Genomic DNA, 15,264 nt, shown 5'->3' with positions numbered 1-15,264 from the left:
TTCTCCTCCGATTTGGGTTCCGGCGGAAACGCGTGTATAGTTGTATCTCGCGCCGCGGGGTGGAGCAGTTCGGTAGCTCGCCGGGCTCATAACCCGGAGGTCAGAGGTTCAAATCCTCTCCCCGCAACGAGAAAGCAGGCCCCGACTTGGGAAACCAGGTCGGGGCCTGCTTGTTTAACCGGTGCCGGCCGTCAGGCGATCAGGCCCCGTGGTAGGTGGAGCTCTCGATCTCTGCGGCGGTGTCGCCCAGGGCGTCGGGCTTGCGCCCCTGCTTCAGGGCCGCCAGCCGGGCCTCGACCTCGAGGTCCTCGCCCAGGTCCTCGAGCTCCTCGAACTGCGAATCGAGGCTGGAGGCCGCCAGCTCGTTCGCGCCCAGCACGCGCGCCTCCTCGCGCCGGATCTTCTCCTCGAAGCGCGACACCTCCGAACCCGGGTCCATGATGTCGATGCTCTTGAGCGCATCGTGGACCTGGGTCTGCGCCTGGGCGACGTTGGCACGTGAGACCAGCTCGTCGCGTTTGGCGACGAGCTGCATACGCTTCGCCTTCATCTGCTCGAGGCCGGACTTGAGCTTCTCGACGACCTGCTCCTGGGAGGCGATCGTCGGTTCGACCGACCGGACCTCGGACTCGGCCTGCATCTGCCGCTGGATGGCCACTTTGGCCAGGTTGTCGTACTTCGCGGCCCGGGCCTCGTCGCCGGCGGCGCGCTCCTGATCGGCGCGGCTGGACGCGGCCAGGGCCTTGGTGCCCCAGTCGGAGGCGGTGCGGGCGTCCTCGTCGCGGTCCTGCTGCATCATGCGCAGGTTGCCGATGGTCTGCGCGATGGATGCCTCCGCCTCGGAGATGTTGTTCGTGTAGTCGCGCAGCATCTGATCCAGCATCTGCTGGGGGTCTTCCGCCTGGTCGAGGATCGAGTTGATGTTCGCCTTGGCGAGCTGGGCGATGCGCCCGAAGATTGACTGCTTCTGCATGGTGGGTACCTTTCGCTGAACGTGTCGCTGGTTGTCGTGGGTAAAAATCGAACAGGTGGTCAGAAATTGCCGCCGCCGCCGGAGAATCCTCCGCCGCCGAATCCTCCTCCTCCGCCGCCGAAGCTCCCGCCGCCGGAGAAGCCGCCGAAGCCGCCGCCACCGAAGAGGCCCCCGCCGCCGTGGCCGGAGGACCGGTTGCCGTCGAGAACGGCGTCGATGATGATGCCGCCGAGGAGGGCGCCTCCCAACCCGCCGCCGAAGCTGCTGCCGCCGCGTCGGCCGCGGTAGCCGCCGCCGAACATGTCGGGCGAGCCGCCGCCGAATCCGCCGACGTCGTTCTCGGCCTCCCGCGCGGCCTGGTCGCCGAGGTGGATGGCCTGGTTCGCGTGGTTCAGCGCGGTGCCGGGGTCGCCGGAGGACAGGCGGATCGCCTCGTCGAGGTGCCGCTCGGCCTCGGCCAGGCGGGTCCGCGCCGTGGCCCGCACGCCGCCGCGCCGGGCACGGATGTAGTCGGCGGTGCCCTGGATCTTGACCTGTGCCGAATGGATCGCCGACCGCAGCTGCTCGCCGGCCCGCCGCTGCCGCTCCTGCTGGTCGCGCAGGCCGGTCATCGGGGCGTCCAAGCCCGCTCGAGCCGATTCGACGTCCCGGAGCAGGGACTCCGGATCGGTCCGCGGCTCGGCGAGGGCCGCCCGGGTGGCCGCCACGACCTGCTCGACGGCGGCGACGGGGCCTGCGAGCTCGGGTGCCGCGGAGGCGTCCATGGCGGCCCGCGCGCCCGAGGCGTCCCGCTCGGCCGCCCTGAGCGCTGCCTCGAGGTCCTGCGCGGCCTGCGGCAGCTGCGACTTGGCCGCCTCCACCGCGTCGACGAGGAGCCGGGCCTGGCCGAGCGCCTCCTCGGCGCTGCGGATCACGACGGCGGCGCTGCCGCCGCCTTCGCCCGCCAGGGCGCCGTCCGCCTCGTCGAGTCTGGCGGTCGCGAAGTCCAAGCGCTCGGCGGCCTGGTCGACGTTGTCGCGGATCTGGACCAGAGCCGAGTCCGTGTAGGTCGTCGCGAGCCCCCGCAGTGTCTCCTCGGCCGTGTCGAGGCGCTCCTCGAGTCCCGGGAGCTCCCCGCGCAGGCGGGCCAGCGACTCGGGGGCGCGGCGCTCGAGCTGACGGAGGGCGTCGAAGTCCTCGTGGTGCTCTTCGAGCGTGTCGTTGACCGATTCGCAGCGGCGGATGATCTCGCCCAGCCAGCCGCGCTGCTGCTCCTCGGTGTCGGGGATGTGATCGTCGAGCTGCTGCTGCAGCTCGAAGGAGGCGGTCAGGTGCCCGCGCGCCGCGCGCAGGTCCTGTACGAACGTGGCGACGGCCTCGTCGCCGTACTGGAGGCGGGCGAAATCGATCTCCTGCTCGCTCGATTTGATGGCGTCGTCGGCCGCGACGAGCAGGCTGCCCGCCTGGGTGCGCAGCTCCTCGACGCTCAGGGCGGCCAGCGGGTCGGGAGCCTCCTGTCCGGCGCCGGAGCCGGTCTGCGCGGTCTCGTACCCCGCGCCCCGGGCCTGGTTCCGCTTCTTCTTGCGCCGGGCGGCGACCACTGCGGCGACGCCGATCGCACCGCCGACGAGGCCGACGGCCCAGAGTCCGCTGCCGCCGCCGCCGGTGGCCGCCGGGTCCTCGTCGGCTCCTGCTCCGGCTGCCCCGCCGCCGGCCCGGGCATCGGCGGCGGCCTGGATTCCGTCCGCTGCGCCGACGGCGGCGGCCGCGATGTCGTCGCCGGTGAGCGGATCGCCGCTGAGCTCCGGGCTGACCCATGTTCCCCAGATGTCAGGCGTCTCCGCCTGCAGCCACCCGCTCGAATGCGCGGCCAGTTCGCCCTGGCGTTCCTCGACGGCCAGCGCGAGCAGGGCGTCGTTGCTCCCGAAGTCCTTGTTCGAAGCGACTTCCTGGATCCAGGAGGCGCGGTCGCCCGGGTTCTCGAAGGCGTCGACGTAGACGACGAAGAGCGTGATGCCGGAGTCCTGCCGCAGCTCGGCCAACCGGTCCTCGACCTCGCCCGAGCCGTCGTCGAGCAGGCCGGTGGTGTCCACGACGTATTCGCCGGCGGGGATGTCGACCGGGTCCTCGGCCGCCGCGGGCGCGGCGCCCAGACCGAGGGCGAGACCGGCGGCGGCGAGAGCGAACCCGAGACGGGCCGGGCGCCATCCTGCGTTCGCCGTGGACGGGGATTCGTTCGGTTCTCGCATGCGCAACCCTTCGAGTCTGCGGGGAGTCATCGGCGAAACGCCGTGTTTTCGAGCAGCTGTTGGCGATTCTATGGGGTGGAGGCGTGCTTCTCCAGACGTGCGTCCGCGACTGGCGGGCGATGCGCTCAGAGCGTAAGTTCCCGGGAGCGGGAACCTGCGCGCCGCAGGCGGTGCACAGGAAACACATAGGGCAGGCTGGAAGGGAACACAGGGCACCCCGTCATAGTTGAGAGCAACAGGACGGACGAAAGGACACAACGCCATGAGCGACACGAACGGCTCTGAGACGCCCAAGCACGACGCGACCGATCCGGCGCCAACGGACGCGGAGCAGGGCGCCGTCCCGCCGCGGCCGCAGACGCCGCCCACGGGCGCCGCCCGCCCGGACGAGCCGGCACCCCGGCCTGCCGAAGATCCGGCGACCGCCCCCATCGCCCGCCCGGACGCCCAGCAGACCACGGAGCAGCCGACGACGGAGCAGCCGCGCTACGGTCAGTTCGCCCAGACGGCCCCGACTGCCCGGGCTCCGCAGCCGGGCGCCGGCGACGAGGCGCCCGACCAGCCGACGCCCTACTCCGGCCCCTACCAGTACGGGCAGTCCGGCGACGGGCACACCTTCTACGGCGCGCCCGTGCCGCCGCCGCGTTCTCACCGGAAGACGCGCCGCTTCGGCACCGCCACGCTCGTGGGCGGAATGCTCCTTGCGGCCGTGGTCGGAGCCGGCTCCGCGATCGGCGCCAACTACTTCCTGACGTCGGGTTCCACCTCGCAGGTGTCGCCGCAGGGCGCGGGGGAGTCCCTCGTCATCAACAACCCGGAGAACGTCACGGCCGTCAGCGCCGCGGCGGCCAAGGCATCGCCGAGCGTCGTCACCATCGAGGCGTCGTCCTCGGGCGCCGGCGGTTCCGGGTCGGGCATCATCCTGGACGACGCCGGCCACATCCTGACGAACACCCACGTCGTCACCCTCGGAGGCGAGACGGCGGACCCGAACCTGAGCGTGCGGACCGCAGACGGCCAGGTGCACCAGGCGCAGATCGTCGGCACCGACCCGCTCTCGGACCTCGCCGTCATCAAGATCGACGCCGCGAACCTGACACCGGCCGAGCTCGGCAGCTCCGGCGAGCTGAACGTCGGCGACACCGCTGTCGCGATCGGCGCGCCGCTCGGCCTGAGCGGGACCGTGACCGACGGCATCGTCTCCACGCTGAACCGGACCATCAGCATCCAGTCCTCCGCCGTCCCCGACACGCCCGCCGAGGGGCAGGAGGAGAGCGAGGGCGGCGACCAGTTCAACTTCCAGTTCCCGGGTCAGGAGCGGCAGAACGGCAACGCCGGCTCCATCCACGTCAACGTCATCCAGACCGATGCAGCGATCAACCACGGAAATTCGGGCGGCGCCCTCGTCAACGTGAACGGCGAGATCATCGGAGTCAACGTCGCTATCGCCTCCGGCGGCAGCGGCGCGACGAGCGGTGAGGACAGCGGCAGCATCGGCGTCGGATTCGCCATCCCGATCGACTACGCCAAGCGCATCGCCGAAGACCTCATCGCCGACGGCACTGCGAGTCACGGGCTCCTCGGCGTCACCGTGCAGGCGCAGCCGGCGGGCGAGGGCGAGAACGCGTCGTCGTTCAGCGTCGGGGCCGTCGTGCGCGAGGTCAGCGAGGGCTCACCCGCGGAGGATGCGGGCCTGCGCTCCGGCGATATCATCACGGGTGTCGACGACCGGAACGTCGACGACAGCCTCTCGCTGACCGCGGTGATCCGCGAGTACGCGAGTGGCGACGACGCGACGATCCACTACATCCGGGACGGACGCGAGGCGACCGCTGACGTAACAGTCGGCGAGAGCCCCGGTAACTGAGAGTCATCGGCTGGAAACCAGTTATCGATGACTAACTGAATTGCGATTCTCCCGCTAGCATGGTGATCAACTTGCTGCGACCTACCCGGGTCGCGGCGGACAGTCCCCACGGCCAGAGCCGGTGGCGGGCCGCGGCGAAAGCGGCTCCCACCGGCAGGTTTCGACTGAAAGGCACTCATGAGCGACGCACCGGCGCAGCTGAAGGTACTGGTACTGGTCAAGTACGTGCCCGACGCCCAATTTGACCGGCACCTGACCGGGGAAAGCCCGCGGCTGGACCGCAGCGACAGCATCCTGTCCGAGCTCGACGAATACGCGGTGGAAGCCGCGCTGCAGTTGATCGAGGCCCACGGCGGCGCCAAGGCCGGCCACGAGGTCACCGTTCTGACGATGGGCCCCGCCGCAGCATCGAACGCTGTGAAGAAATCGCTGCAAATGGGCGCGACCCGCGGCGTGCACCTCAACGACGATGCGCTGGCCGGCTCCGACGCCGCCGCCACGTCGCTGGCGCTCGCCGAGGCCATCCGCCACGAGGGCGGGTTCGACCTCGTCTTCACCGGGATGTCCTCGACCGACGGGGAGACCTCCCTGGTGCCGTCCCAGCTCGCCGAGCGCCTGGGGCTGCCGCAGGTCACTCTCGTCTCCGAGGTCTCCCTGGACGGGGGCGACATCGTCGCGCGCCGCGACGGCGACACCGAGACCCAGTACGTGCGCGCACCGCTGCCGGCCCTCGTGTCCGTGACGGACCAGTTCGAGGAGCCGCGCTACCCGAACTTCAAGGGCATCATCGGCGCCAAGAAGAAGAAGACGACGCCGCTGTCCCTGGCCGAGCTGGGGCTCGGCGCCGACCAGGTGGGGGCCGCCGGCTCCTGGACCGAGGTCGCCTCGAGCGAGGCCCGCCCGGCGCGCACCGCCGGCACCGTCATCACCGATCAGGGCGACGCCGGAGTCAAGCTGGCCGACTTCCTCGCCGACCGCAAGCTGCTTTAGCCACCTCGGGAGATACACATGAGCACCACACTGGTTTACCTTGATGCGCGTTCGCTGTCGGCCGAGGGACCCGGCAAGGCGGAGCGCGAACTGCTGACGATCGCCGCCGGGCGCTCCGCCGGTTCCGTCGTCGTCGCCGTCTCGGCGCCCGTGGAGGACGACGTCGCCGCCTCCCTGGGCCGCTTCGGTGCCACCACCGTCCTGGTCCCGGCGAGCGACGTGTCCGCCCAGCTGGCGGCCGGCCCGGCGGCCTTCGCCGCGGCCGCTGCCGCGGAGTCGGGTGCCGACCTGGTCCTGCTGACCAACGCGGGGGACTCCAAAGAGGTCGCCGCCCGCCTCGGCATCAAGCTCGGCGCCGGTGTCGTCACCGACGTCGTCGCCGTGGACGGCGGGGACTTCACCAAGTCCGTGCTCGCCGGTGCCTACACGACCCGGGTCCGTGCGAAGACGGCCGTCGCGATCGCGACCGTCAAGGCCAACAGCGTCGAGCCGGCCGCACCGGGGGACGGCACGGCCGAGGTCCGCCGGATCGAGGCTCCGGAAGCCGGCCCGACCGCGACGGTCGAGCGTACCGAGGCCAAGCCCGCCTCGGGGCGCCCGGAACTGGCCGACGCCCGGGTCGTCGTCTCCGGCGGCCGCGGAGTCGAGGGCGATTTCGGCCCGGTCGAGCAGCTCGCCGATGCGCTCGGCGCGGCCGTCGGGGCCTCCCGCGCCGCGACCGACGCCGGCTGGATCGAGCACTCCTACCAGGTCGGCCAGACGGGCAAGACCGTGTCGCCGCAGCTCTACATCGCAGTCGGCATCTCCGGGGCCGTCCAGCACAAGGCCGGCATGCAGACCGCCCAGACGATCGTCGCCGTGAACTCCGACCCGGACGCGCCGATCTTCGAGATCGCCGACCTCGGAATCGTCGGCGACCTGACCGAGATCCTGCCGCAGGCCGCCGAGGAGATCAAGCGACGCAAGGCGTGAGCCCGAACGGCACGGGAGCGGCCGCGCCGGACGCCGTGAGCCGGGTGCTGTGCTTCGCCGCGCACCCGGACGACCTCGACTTCGGCGCCGCCGGAACGGTCGCGACCTGGACGGCGGCCGGCGTCGAGGTGCAGTACTGCCTGATGACCGACGGCGATGCCGGCGGTTTCGATCCCGACCACCGCGACTCCATCGTCGAGATGCGCCGGCGGGAGCAGCAGGACGCCGCGGCCCTCGTGGGCGTGGACACCGTGCACTTCCTCGGCCACCGGGACGGCTATCTCGAACCGTCGCACGAGGTGGTGGAGCAGGTGGTGGCGCTGATCCGCGAGGTGCGCCCCGACGTCGTGCTGGCGATGCACCCCGAGCGCGACTGGGAGCGCCTGCAGCGCTCCCACCCGGACCATCTGGCGTGCGGCGAGGCCGTCACGCGGGCCGTGTACCCGGCCGTCGAGAACCCGTACTCCTACCCGCACCTGGCCGAGGGCGGCCTGGAGGCGTTCAAGCTCAGCCACCTGTGGCTGTACGCCGGGCCGCGGAGCCGGGAGAACCACTGGGTCGACATCACCGGGCAGTTCGCGGCGAAGGTGTCCGCCCTGCGGCAGCACCTCAGCCAGCACCCGGACGTCGGGCGCATGGAGGACTACGTGCGGACCCAGCTCGAGACCAAGGGCCGCGAGGGCGGTCTGGAACCGGGCCGGCTCGCCGAGGCGTTCCACGTCGTCGAGGTCAACGGGCCCGACACGATCGCCGGCTTCTAGCTCGACGCGAGAGGGGGCGTCACCGCGGACCGCGGTGGCGCCCCCTCTCGCGTGCGGCCGCTACTCGGCCGGGGAGACCGGCAGGGACAGGACCGGTTCGCTCGTCGGGACGCCGGCCTCGCCGACGGGCTCGACCGTGATGTCGACCTCGGCGACGTCGTTCAGGCCTGTGAACCCGACGGCGGGGTCCTCAGCGCCCGGTTCGAAGGGCTCGAGCGGGCTGTGGTTGCCCGTGTTCGCGTCGACCACCCACGCCTGGTAGACCAGACCCCCTTCGGGGGCCGGGAGCCCGGAGAGCTCGACGAAGCCGGCATCGGCCTCGTCCGAGACGGACAGCGAGGCGGTGCCGCCGGCCTCGTACTCCGTGGCCCGGGTGACGACGTCGGAGGCGTCGCGGACCTCGCCGACGATGTCCCGCGGCATCAGGGCGACGACGATCGCGAGGACGCCCGCGATCAGGACCGCGGCCGCGATCGCGAAGAGGGCCGCACGTTTGACGGGTGCCGACCGCCCGCGGTGCCGGGTCGTGGCCACTTCGTCGACGAGGCCCAGGCCGAGGTCGTTGTCCCCATCGTCCGCCAGGTCCCGATCCGCATCGCCGTGCAGGGGACGTTCGCGCATTCTGTTCATCCGTTCCGTTTCGTGCTCAGGTGGTCCGTTATCGGTCCGTTACTTTCAACTCTAGGGGACGAAACTGTGAACACCCGGCAGGCGCGGTGGGCGCGGTCCCGGAGATTCGGACATCAGGCCCGGGGGCCGGAGCCGGCGAAGCCGTGCTGCTTCCAGGCCTCGAAGACCGCGACGGATGCCGTGTTCGCCAGGTTCATCGACCGGCGCGAGGCCATCATGGGGAGCTTCACGAGCGAGTCCACCCGCTGGTCGGCCTTGACCTCGGCGGGGAGCCCCACGGACTCCGGACCGAACATCAGCACGTCGCCGGGCTCGTAGGCGACGTCCGAGTAGAGGGTGCCGCCCTCGGCGGTGAAGGCGAAGACGCGGGCGGGCAGCAGCGCGCCGAAGGCCGCCTCCAGATCGGGATGCACCGTGACGTGCGCGAGGTCGTGGTAGTCCAGCCCGGCCCGGCGCAGCTTGGAGTCCTCGAAATCGAACCCGAGGGGCTCGACCAGGTGCAGCTCGGAGCCGGTGACGGCCGCGAGGCGGATGGCGTTGCCCGTGTTGCCCGGGATCTCTGGCGTGTGGAAGAGGATGCGAAACACGCCTGCCATCATAGCCCGGCTGCGGTCAGTACATCCCGCCCAGCAGGCGGCCCAGCACGGGGACGTTGACGACGTTCGGGGTCGGGCCCGTGCCGAGGAACATCTTCAGCTCGCGCACGAGGTTCGCGGAGTTGACCACGTGCGTGAGGGAGGAGGACGACGACGGCTCGGCGCCGCGCGCGTAGTCGATCACGGGTTCGTGCAGGTTGCCGTTGGGGGAGTGGATCACGGTCCATCCGGTCACGTTCACCTCCGGCATCAGCAGCTCCTGCATCTTGCTCACGGCGGGGGACAGGCGCGGGGGCCTGATCGGCTTGCCGTCGCGGAACAGCGTCTGCCCGTCCCACCGGTAGATGCCCTCGGGCAGCAGCATCGAATCCACGAGGGCGAGCCGGTAGCCGGCCAGGAGCGCGTGGTCGACGAACCCGCGGTCGCCGGGCGAGTGGATGCCGTTGACGAGGCGGGCCGCCGGCAGGACGGAGAGGACCTGGTTGCTGATCAGGGAGATCGTCTGCGCCTCGCGCTGCAGGCGGGCGTGCGCGCTGAACAGGCCCCGCTTGCGGGGCGTGCCGTGCACGCGCTGCTCGGCGAGCTCGCGCCCCAGCGGCGGGACGACCCCGTCCTGGTAGGCGGGGACGTAGGTCGGGGTACGGGTCGCCCGGGACGTCCCGCTGCTCCCGTGGGCGCCGGCGGTGAAGCCCGAGGCGGGCGTGGCAGCGGACGGGGGCGACGTCGTCGTGCCGGTCGAGGATCCGGAGAGGCCGCCGTAGTTGCGGTCGTAGGAGCTGCGCGCGGCCGGGTCGCCGAGGGTCTCGTAGGCGAGGGAGACGCGGCGGAACTCGTCGGCGTCGCCGCCGTGGTCCGGGTGGGTCCGGCGCGCGGCCCGCCGGTACGCGGTCTTGATCTCGTCGTGCGTGGCGTTCTGCGGGACGCCGAGAACCTCGTAGTGGGTTCGTCTCTCGGCCACCGGCTACCTCCCCATGCCGCCGGCCGGCCGCCGACGGAAGATGATTTCTCCGGGCGGCCGTGTCGCCGCCCTCTCTCGGGCCACCCCGCCCCACGGGGACAGTTTCGCACATGTGTCCGGCCCGCCCCGTGCGCCAGGCGCGGATCAGCGCTGGGAGAACACGGCCGCGCGGTACGCCTACGGGCGGCGGTACTCGAGCAGCAGCTCGCCGTCCTCGTGCAGGATCCGCTCCAGCCGCATCCGCCGCAGATCACCCGCGGGTCCCGAGGAGATGCGCGGCGCGTCCGAGCCGGCGAGCACGGGGGAGAGGGTCAGGCAGAGCGAGTCGACGGCGTCGGCGGCGATGAACGAGCCCAGCAGGCGCGGCCCGCCCTCCGAGTGGATGACGCGCAGTCCGCGGCCGGCGAGGTACTCCGTCACCGCCCGCGGCTGCACCGATTCGCCCAGGGCCACGACGTCGGCCACCTCGGCCAGGGGCGCCTTCGCCGGATCGTTCGCGGCGGCGTCGGTCGTCAGCAGGAGGGGTCGGACGGGTGCCCGGGTGAAGAATTCCGAGTCCGGCTCCAGCCCCAGGCTCCCGCTCACCACGGCGATCGCCGGGTGCGCGGCCAGGCCGCGCGCGGTCCGCCACCGCTGCCCGGCCGCGTCGACGAGTTCGCCGGCGTAGCCCTCGGCCCGGATGGTGCCGGCGCCGATCAGCACGACGTCGGCCCAGCGGCGCTGCAGCGCGAAGGCCCGCTTGTCGGCCGGCCCGCCGATGGCGCCGGAGACGCCGTCGTGGGTCGCCGCACCGTCCAGGGTCGAGACGAAGTTGAACCGGACGAACGTCCCGGGCGGCGGCTCGTACGCGGCCAGGATGTCGGTGTCGCTCAGGGTGCTCTGCTGCACGGGGTGCTCCTAGGATTCGGCCGGCTGGCCGTGGGCGGGCTCGTTGGCGTCCGACATGTTGTGCTTGAGGTAGGCCGGCTCGCGCCAGCCCATCGCCGTCTCGACGAGCCGCATCGCCTGCACGGATTCGCGGACGTTGTGCATGCGGACGATCCGGGCGCCGTTCATGGCGCACATCGTCGCGGCGGCGAGGGAGCCGGGCGTGCGCTCCTGCTTCTCCAGATCCAGCGCCTCGCCGATGAAGTCCTTGTTGGACACCGCCGCGAGCGCCGGGTAGCCGAGCGAGGCGATCTCGCTGAACCGGCGCGTGATCTCCAGCGTGTGCAGGGTGTTCTTGTTCAGGTCGTGCCCGGGGTCGACGACGATCTTCTCGGGCGCGACCCCCGCGGCCAGGGCGACGTCGACCTTGCGGCGCAGGAAGTCGGCGACCTCGGAGACGACGTCGTCGTAGACGGGCCGCGCGTAGTCGGTGCGCGGCGCGGCGAGCGAGTGGGTGAGCACGAGGTGGACCCCGGCTTCGGCCACCACGCTGGCCAGCCCCGGGTAGGCGAGGCCGGTGGTGTCGTTGATGACGTCCGCGCCCGCGTCGATGGCGGCCTCGGCGACCTCGGGCAGGAACGTGTCCGCGGAGACGACCACGTCGGACGCCTCGCGCACCGCGCGGATCACCGGGACGATCCGTTCCGCCTCCTCGGCCGCGCCCAGCGGCGGGCCCGGGGCGAACGGGACCCCGCCGATGTCGACCCAGTCGGCGCCGGCCTCGACCGCGTCGCGCGCCGAGCGCACGGCCGCCTCGAGCGCGAAGTTCGCTCCGGCGTCGTAGAAGCTGTCGGGGGTGCGGTTGATGATGGCCATGACGGCGATGCGGCGGGAGAAATCGATGCTCCGGTGCGCAAAGCGATGCACGGGGTGAACCAGTTCCGGCTCGAACATGGCGCGGCTCAGCTCCTTGTGGTTGATCACCCCATTACTATCAGGTCGCGCGGCCGGATGGCCCTCGAGCGCGTGCGGCGCGCCCACCCGAGGATCTAGGCTGGTCCAATGCCACTTGAATTCGCCGGATCGGCGGCCGGAGCCTGGATCGCCGGCGCCCGCTCCTCCACCGCCCAGCCCGAAGACCACCCCACCGCCGCATCGCAGCTGCCCGGGGCCTTCGAAGCCTACGCGCGCCTCTTCCACCCCGCCGTCGACTTCGACGGCCGCCCCGTGCGCTGGTCCGCCATCGCGGCCTCCCGCTCGGCACGCCTGCACCCGGCCGCGCAGTTCGCCAACCTCGCCGCCGTCGACGAGTCCGGCTTCGCGCTCGCCGAGGACGCCTGGGAGGGCGACCCGCCCCGCGCCGACGGACTGCCGATGACGGACCTGGCCGCGCTGGTCGATGTCATCGCCGGGCACACGGGCGCCGCCCCGGTCTACCTCGCCCTGTGGACGGGGTACGCGTTCGCCGCCGGCGAGAACGACGGCGCCAAGGTCGCCCTGAGCGCCTCCGAACGGGAGGACGTGCTGACCCTCGGCGACGGAGGTTACCAGGACTACTGGGTGTTCTCCGGCACACTCGAGGACCTGCGCGAACCCGTCTGGGCCGAGTCCGAACGCAGCCGCGAACGCCGCGCCCCGGACCTGGCCTGGCCCGAGGACCGCAGCTGGTTCGTGTCCACCGAGCTCTACGAGGACTCGACGCTCATCGGCGGCAGCGCCGAGCTGATCGCGACCGTCGTCTCCGCTGCGACCGGGCACGATGCCGGCTTCGAGGCGCTCGCCGTCGAACCGTCGACACGGCTCGACGAGTTCGGGGACACCGTCAACGTGCTGCCCGAGCCGCCGATCGCGCTCGAGGGCGGGGAACTCGACGGCTAGGCCGGACGGGCCTGCCGTCCGGCCCCGGTGCCGTGCGGGGCGGCGGGGCTAGAATGGAACTGCCGAATCCGCCTACCCGCCCGAGGTGTCAGCAGTACCCGTGAGAACTTCCGCGCCCGTCTACCTGGACCACGCGGCGACGACCCCGATGTCGCCCGCCGCGCTGGAGGCGATGACGGCCGAGCTCGCCCGCACCGGGAACCCGTCCTCCCTGCACGGGGCGGGGCGCCGCGCCCACCGCGTGGTCGAGAACGCCCGCGAGGCGCTCGCCGCCGCCGCCGGAGCCCATCCGACCGAGGTCGTCTTCACGTCCGGCGGCACGGAGGCGGACAACCTGGCGGTCAAGGGGCTGTTCTGGTCCCGCCGCGACGCGGATGCCCGCCGGGTCAAGATCTTCGCCTCCAGCGTGGAGCACCACGCGGTCATCGACGCCGTCGAGTGGCTCGAGGCGCACGAGGGCGCCGAGGCGCGCTGGATCCCCGTCGACACCCGGGGCCGCGTCGACCTGGACTGGCTGCGCCGCGAGCTCGAGGCGGACCCCGACTCCGTGGCGCTGGTGACCTGCATGTGGGCGAACAACGAGGTCGGAACCGTCCAGCCGGTCGCCGACGTCGTGCGGCTCGCCGCCGAATTCTCCATCCCGGTGCACAGCGACGCCGTGCAGGCGTTCACCGCACTGGACGTCGACTTCGCCGCCACGGGGCTGGCGACCATGGCCGTCAGCGGCCACAAGATCGGCGGCCCCGTCGGCATCGGCGCCCTCTTCGTGCGCCGCGACGTCGTGCTGACGCCCGTGATCCACGGCGGCGGCCACGAGCGCGCCATGCGTTCGGGCACGCTGAACGCGGCGGCGGCGGCGGCCTTCGGCGCGGCGGCGGTCGACGCCGTCGGGCGCCTGCACGCCGAGGCCGAGCGGCTGGCGGGGCTGCGCGACCGGCTGATCGACGGCGTCGCGCAGGCCGCGCCGGACGCGGAGCTCTCCGGTCCGTCCGACCCGGAGCACGCCGGCGCGCGGCTGCCGGGAAACGCGCACTTCACCTTCCCGGGGTGCGAGGGGGACTCGCTCCTGTTCGTCCTGGACATGCTCGGCGTGCAATCCTCGACGGGCAGCGCGTGCACCGCCGGCGTGCCGCGGCCGAGCCACGTGCTCCTCGCCATGGGGCGCACCGAGGAGCAGGCGCGCGGGGCGCAGCGGTTCACGCTCGGGCATACGACGACGCCGGCCGACGTTGACGTACTCGTCGCCGCGATCGGCGACGCCTGCGCCCGCGCGAAGAAAGCGGGCATGGCCGGCAAGGAGAGCAGCATCCAGACAGCAGGAACGGGATTGAACACATGAAGGTCTTGGCAGCAATGAGCGGCGGCGTCGACTCGGCGGTCGCCGCGGCGCGCGCGGTCGATGCGGGGCACGACGTCGTGGGCGTCCACCTCGCGCTCTCCCGCATGCCCGGGACCCTGCGCACAGGCAGCCGCGGCTGCTGCACCGTGGAGGACTCCAACGACGCGTGGCGGGCCGCGGACCAGCTGGGGATCCCGTACTACGTCTGGGACTTCTCCGAGCGGTTCAAGGAGGACGTCGTCGACGACTTCGTCGCCGAGTACGCGGCCGGACGCACCCCGAACCCCTGCATGCGCTGCAACGAGCGCATCAAGTTCGCCGCGCTGCTGGAGAAGGCGCTCGCGCTCGGATTCGACGCCGTCTGCACCGGGCACTACGCCAAGGTGATCGAGCACGCCGACGGCTCCCGCGAGCTGCACCGCGCCGCCGACTGGGCGAAGGACCAGTCCTACGTCCTCGGCGTCCTGACCCACGAGCAGCTCAAGCACTCCTACTTCCCGCTGGCGGAGACGCCGTCGAAGGCGGAGGTCCGCGCCGAGGCGGCCGAACGCGGCTTCACGGTCGCGAACAAGCCGGACAGCCACGACATCTGCTTCATCCCCGACGGCGACACCCGCGGCTGGCTCGAGGAGCGCATCGAGATGACCGAGGGCGACATCGTCGACCACAAGGGCAACGATCTCGGCAAGCACCCGGGCGCGAACGCGTTCACCGTCGGACAGCGGCGCGGCCTCAAGATCGGCAAGCCCGCCGACGACGGCAAGCCGCGGTTCGTCCTCGAGATCCGGCCCAAGGAGAACAAGGTCGTCGTCGGCCCCCAGGACCTGCTCGAGGTGGACCGGCTGCGCGGCATCAAGATCAGCTGGGCGGGCCTGCCGCTGCCGGCGGCCGAGGCCGGCGACGAGTTCGAGTGCATGGTCCAGGTCCGCGCCCACGCCGACCCGGTGCCCGCGCGGGCGTTCGTCACCGCGGAGACGGACGACGACGACGTCGCGACCGAGCTCGTGGTCGACCTCGACGGGCCGCTCAAGGGTGTCGCCCCGGGGCAGACGATGGTGCTCTACCAGGGGACGCGGGTCCTCGGCCAGGCCACGATCAACTCGGCCCGCAGCCGGGACTGGGATCCGGCCGCCGTCTCCTAGGAGACTGCTGAACTAATCGCAGGGTTTAAGGCGCGTCTGCTGGACTTTGCTGCTGGGACATTA

14 protein-coding genes and 1 tRNA gene are annotated in these 15,264 nt (G+C 71.9%); 8 read left to right on the top strand and 7 right to left on the bottom strand.

The window, feature by feature from the left end:
• The first annotated feature begins 53 nt into the window (after positions 1 to 53).
• Positions 54 to 127 (top strand) — tRNA-Met (locus IE069_RS04995).
• Positions 128 to 199: 72 nt separating this feature from the next.
• Here IE069_RS04995 and IE069_RS04990 read toward each other — a convergent pair.
• Positions 200 to 973 carry a PspA/IM30 family protein gene (locus tag IE069_RS04990; protein ID WP_189349029.1) on the bottom strand — a complete coding sequence of 258 codons (774 nt, stop codon included), beginning with the start codon at positions 971 to 973 and terminating at the stop codon, positions 200 to 202.
• Between the two features lie 59 nt (positions 974 to 1,032).
• Positions 1,033 to 3,201: a TPM domain-containing protein gene (locus IE069_RS04985; RefSeq protein ID WP_189349028.1), complete on the bottom strand. Its 2,169-nt coding sequence runs from the start codon at positions 3,199 to 3,201 to the stop codon at positions 1,033 to 1,035.
• A 262-nt stretch (positions 3,202 to 3,463) separates the two neighbouring features.
• On the opposite strand from IE069_RS04985, the gene IE069_RS04980 reads away from it, so the two are divergent.
• From IE069_RS04980 to IE069_RS04965, 4 genes are all read left to right on the top strand, one after another.
• Positions 3,464 to 5,068: a S1C family serine protease gene (locus IE069_RS04980; protein WP_189349027.1), complete on the top strand. Its 1,605-nt coding sequence runs from the start codon at positions 3,464 to 3,466 to the stop codon at positions 5,066 to 5,068.
• Between the two features lie 177 nt (positions 5,069 to 5,245).
• A complete protein-coding gene (locus IE069_RS04975; protein ID WP_229790964.1) occupies positions 5,246 to 6,058 on the top strand; it encodes an electron transfer flavoprotein subunit beta/FixA family protein in 813 nt (270 codons plus the stop codon).
• A gap of 18 nt (positions 6,059 to 6,076) precedes the next feature.
• Positions 6,077 to 7,030: an electron transfer flavoprotein subunit alpha/FixB family protein gene (locus tag IE069_RS04970; protein WP_189349026.1), complete on the top strand. Its 954-nt coding sequence runs from the start codon at positions 6,077 to 6,079 to the stop codon at positions 7,028 to 7,030.
• Entirely contained in the window at positions 7,027 to 7,791 is a 765-nt protein-coding gene (locus tag IE069_RS04965; RefSeq protein WP_229790963.1) for a PIG-L deacetylase family protein, read from the top strand. Before IE069_RS04970 ends, IE069_RS04965 begins: the two co-directional genes overlap by 4 nt.
• A gap of 60 nt (positions 7,792 to 7,851) precedes the next feature.
• Here IE069_RS04965 and IE069_RS04960 read toward each other — a convergent pair whose 3' ends face one another.
• The 5 genes from IE069_RS04960 to folP form a co-directional block, all read right to left on the bottom strand.
• Positions 7,852 to 8,412, bottom strand: coding sequence for an anti-sigma factor (locus IE069_RS04960; RefSeq protein ID WP_189349025.1), 561 nt, complete (start codon positions 8,410 to 8,412; stop codon positions 7,852 to 7,854).
• A gap of 122 nt (positions 8,413 to 8,534) precedes the next feature.
• Positions 8,535 to 9,008, bottom strand: coding sequence for a tRNA (cytidine(34)-2'-O)-methyltransferase (locus IE069_RS04955; protein WP_189349024.1), 474 nt, complete (start codon positions 9,006 to 9,008; stop codon positions 8,535 to 8,537).
• A gap of 25 nt (positions 9,009 to 9,033) precedes the next feature.
• Positions 9,034 to 9,975, bottom strand: a complete 942-nt coding sequence (locus IE069_RS04950) for a J domain-containing protein (protein ID WP_189349023.1) — start codon at positions 9,973 to 9,975, stop codon at positions 9,034 to 9,036.
• 177 nt (positions 9,976 to 10,152) lie between these two features.
• On the bottom strand, positions 10,153 to 10,863 hold the full coding sequence (locus tag IE069_RS04945; protein ID WP_189349022.1) for a pyrimidine reductase family protein: 711 nt from the start codon (positions 10,861 to 10,863) through the stop codon (positions 10,153 to 10,155).
• Positions 10,864 to 10,872: 9 nt separating this feature from the next.
• Complete coding sequence (gene folP / locus IE069_RS04940; protein WP_189349250.1) at positions 10,873 to 11,796, bottom strand: dihydropteroate synthase; 924 nt, start codon at positions 11,794 to 11,796, stop codon at positions 10,873 to 10,875.
• A gap of 108 nt (positions 11,797 to 11,904) precedes the next feature.
• Here folP and IE069_RS04935 point away from each other — a divergent pair, with 108 nt between their 5' ends.
• The 3 genes from IE069_RS04935 (at position 11,905) to mnmA (ending at position 15,201) form a co-directional block, all read left to right on the top strand.
• Positions 11,905 to 12,720: a hypothetical protein gene (locus IE069_RS04935; protein WP_189349021.1), complete on the top strand. Its 816-nt coding sequence runs from the start codon at positions 11,905 to 11,907 to the stop codon at positions 12,718 to 12,720.
• 100 nt (positions 12,721 to 12,820) lie between these two features.
• Positions 12,821 to 14,059, top strand: coding sequence for a cysteine desulfurase family protein (locus IE069_RS04930; protein ID WP_268245172.1), 1,239 nt, complete (start codon positions 12,821 to 12,823; stop codon positions 14,057 to 14,059).
• Positions 14,056 to 15,201 (top strand): tRNA 2-thiouridine(34) synthase MnmA, encoded by a 1,146-nt coding sequence (mnmA, locus tag IE069_RS04925; RefSeq protein ID WP_189349020.1) that lies wholly within the window; start codon positions 14,056 to 14,058, stop codon positions 15,199 to 15,201. Before IE069_RS04930 ends, mnmA begins: the two co-directional genes overlap by 4 nt.
• The last annotated feature ends 63 nt before the right edge of the window (positions 15,202 to 15,264 follow it).

Origin of the sequence: Zhihengliuella salsuginis (assembly GCF_014651715.1) — a bacterium.
Taxonomy (GTDB): domain Bacteria; phylum Actinomycetota; class Actinomycetes; order Actinomycetales; family Micrococcaceae; genus Zhihengliuella; species Zhihengliuella salsuginis.
This window is presented reverse-complemented; position numbering and strand designations above follow the sequence as displayed.

Bases quoted from the DNA above. Each gene is read 5' to 3' on its own strand.
- folP (WP_189349250.1), bottom strand. From the start codon at position 11,796: ATGTTCGAGCCGGAACTGGTTCACCCCGTGCATCGCTTTGCGCACCGG.
- IE069_RS04960 (WP_189349025.1), bottom strand. From the start codon at position 8,412: ATGCGCGAACGTCCCCTGCACGGCGATGCGGATCGGGACCTGGCGGAC.
- IE069_RS04990 (WP_189349029.1), bottom strand. From the start codon at position 973: ATGCAGAAGCAGTCAATCTTCGGGCGCATCGCCCAGCTCGCCAAGGCG.
- IE069_RS04935 (WP_189349021.1), top strand. From the start codon at position 11,905: ATGCCACTTGAATTCGCCGGATCGGCGGCCGGAGCCTGGATCGCCGGC.
- mnmA (WP_189349020.1), top strand. From the start codon at position 14,056: ATGAAGGTCTTGGCAGCAATGAGCGGCGGCGTCGACTCGGCGGTCGCC.
- IE069_RS04975 (WP_229790964.1), top strand. From the start codon at position 5,246: ATGAGCGACGCACCGGCGCAGCTGAAGGTACTGGTACTGGTCAAGTAC.
- IE069_RS04980 (WP_189349027.1), top strand. From the start codon at position 3,464: ATGAGCGACACGAACGGCTCTGAGACGCCCAAGCACGACGCGACCGAT.
- IE069_RS04970 (WP_189349026.1), top strand. From the start codon at position 6,077: ATGAGCACCACACTGGTTTACCTTGATGCGCGTTCGCTGTCGGCCGAG.
- IE069_RS04985 (WP_189349028.1), bottom strand. From the start codon at position 3,201: ATGCGAGAACCGAACGAATCCCCGTCCACGGCGAACGCAGGATGGCGC.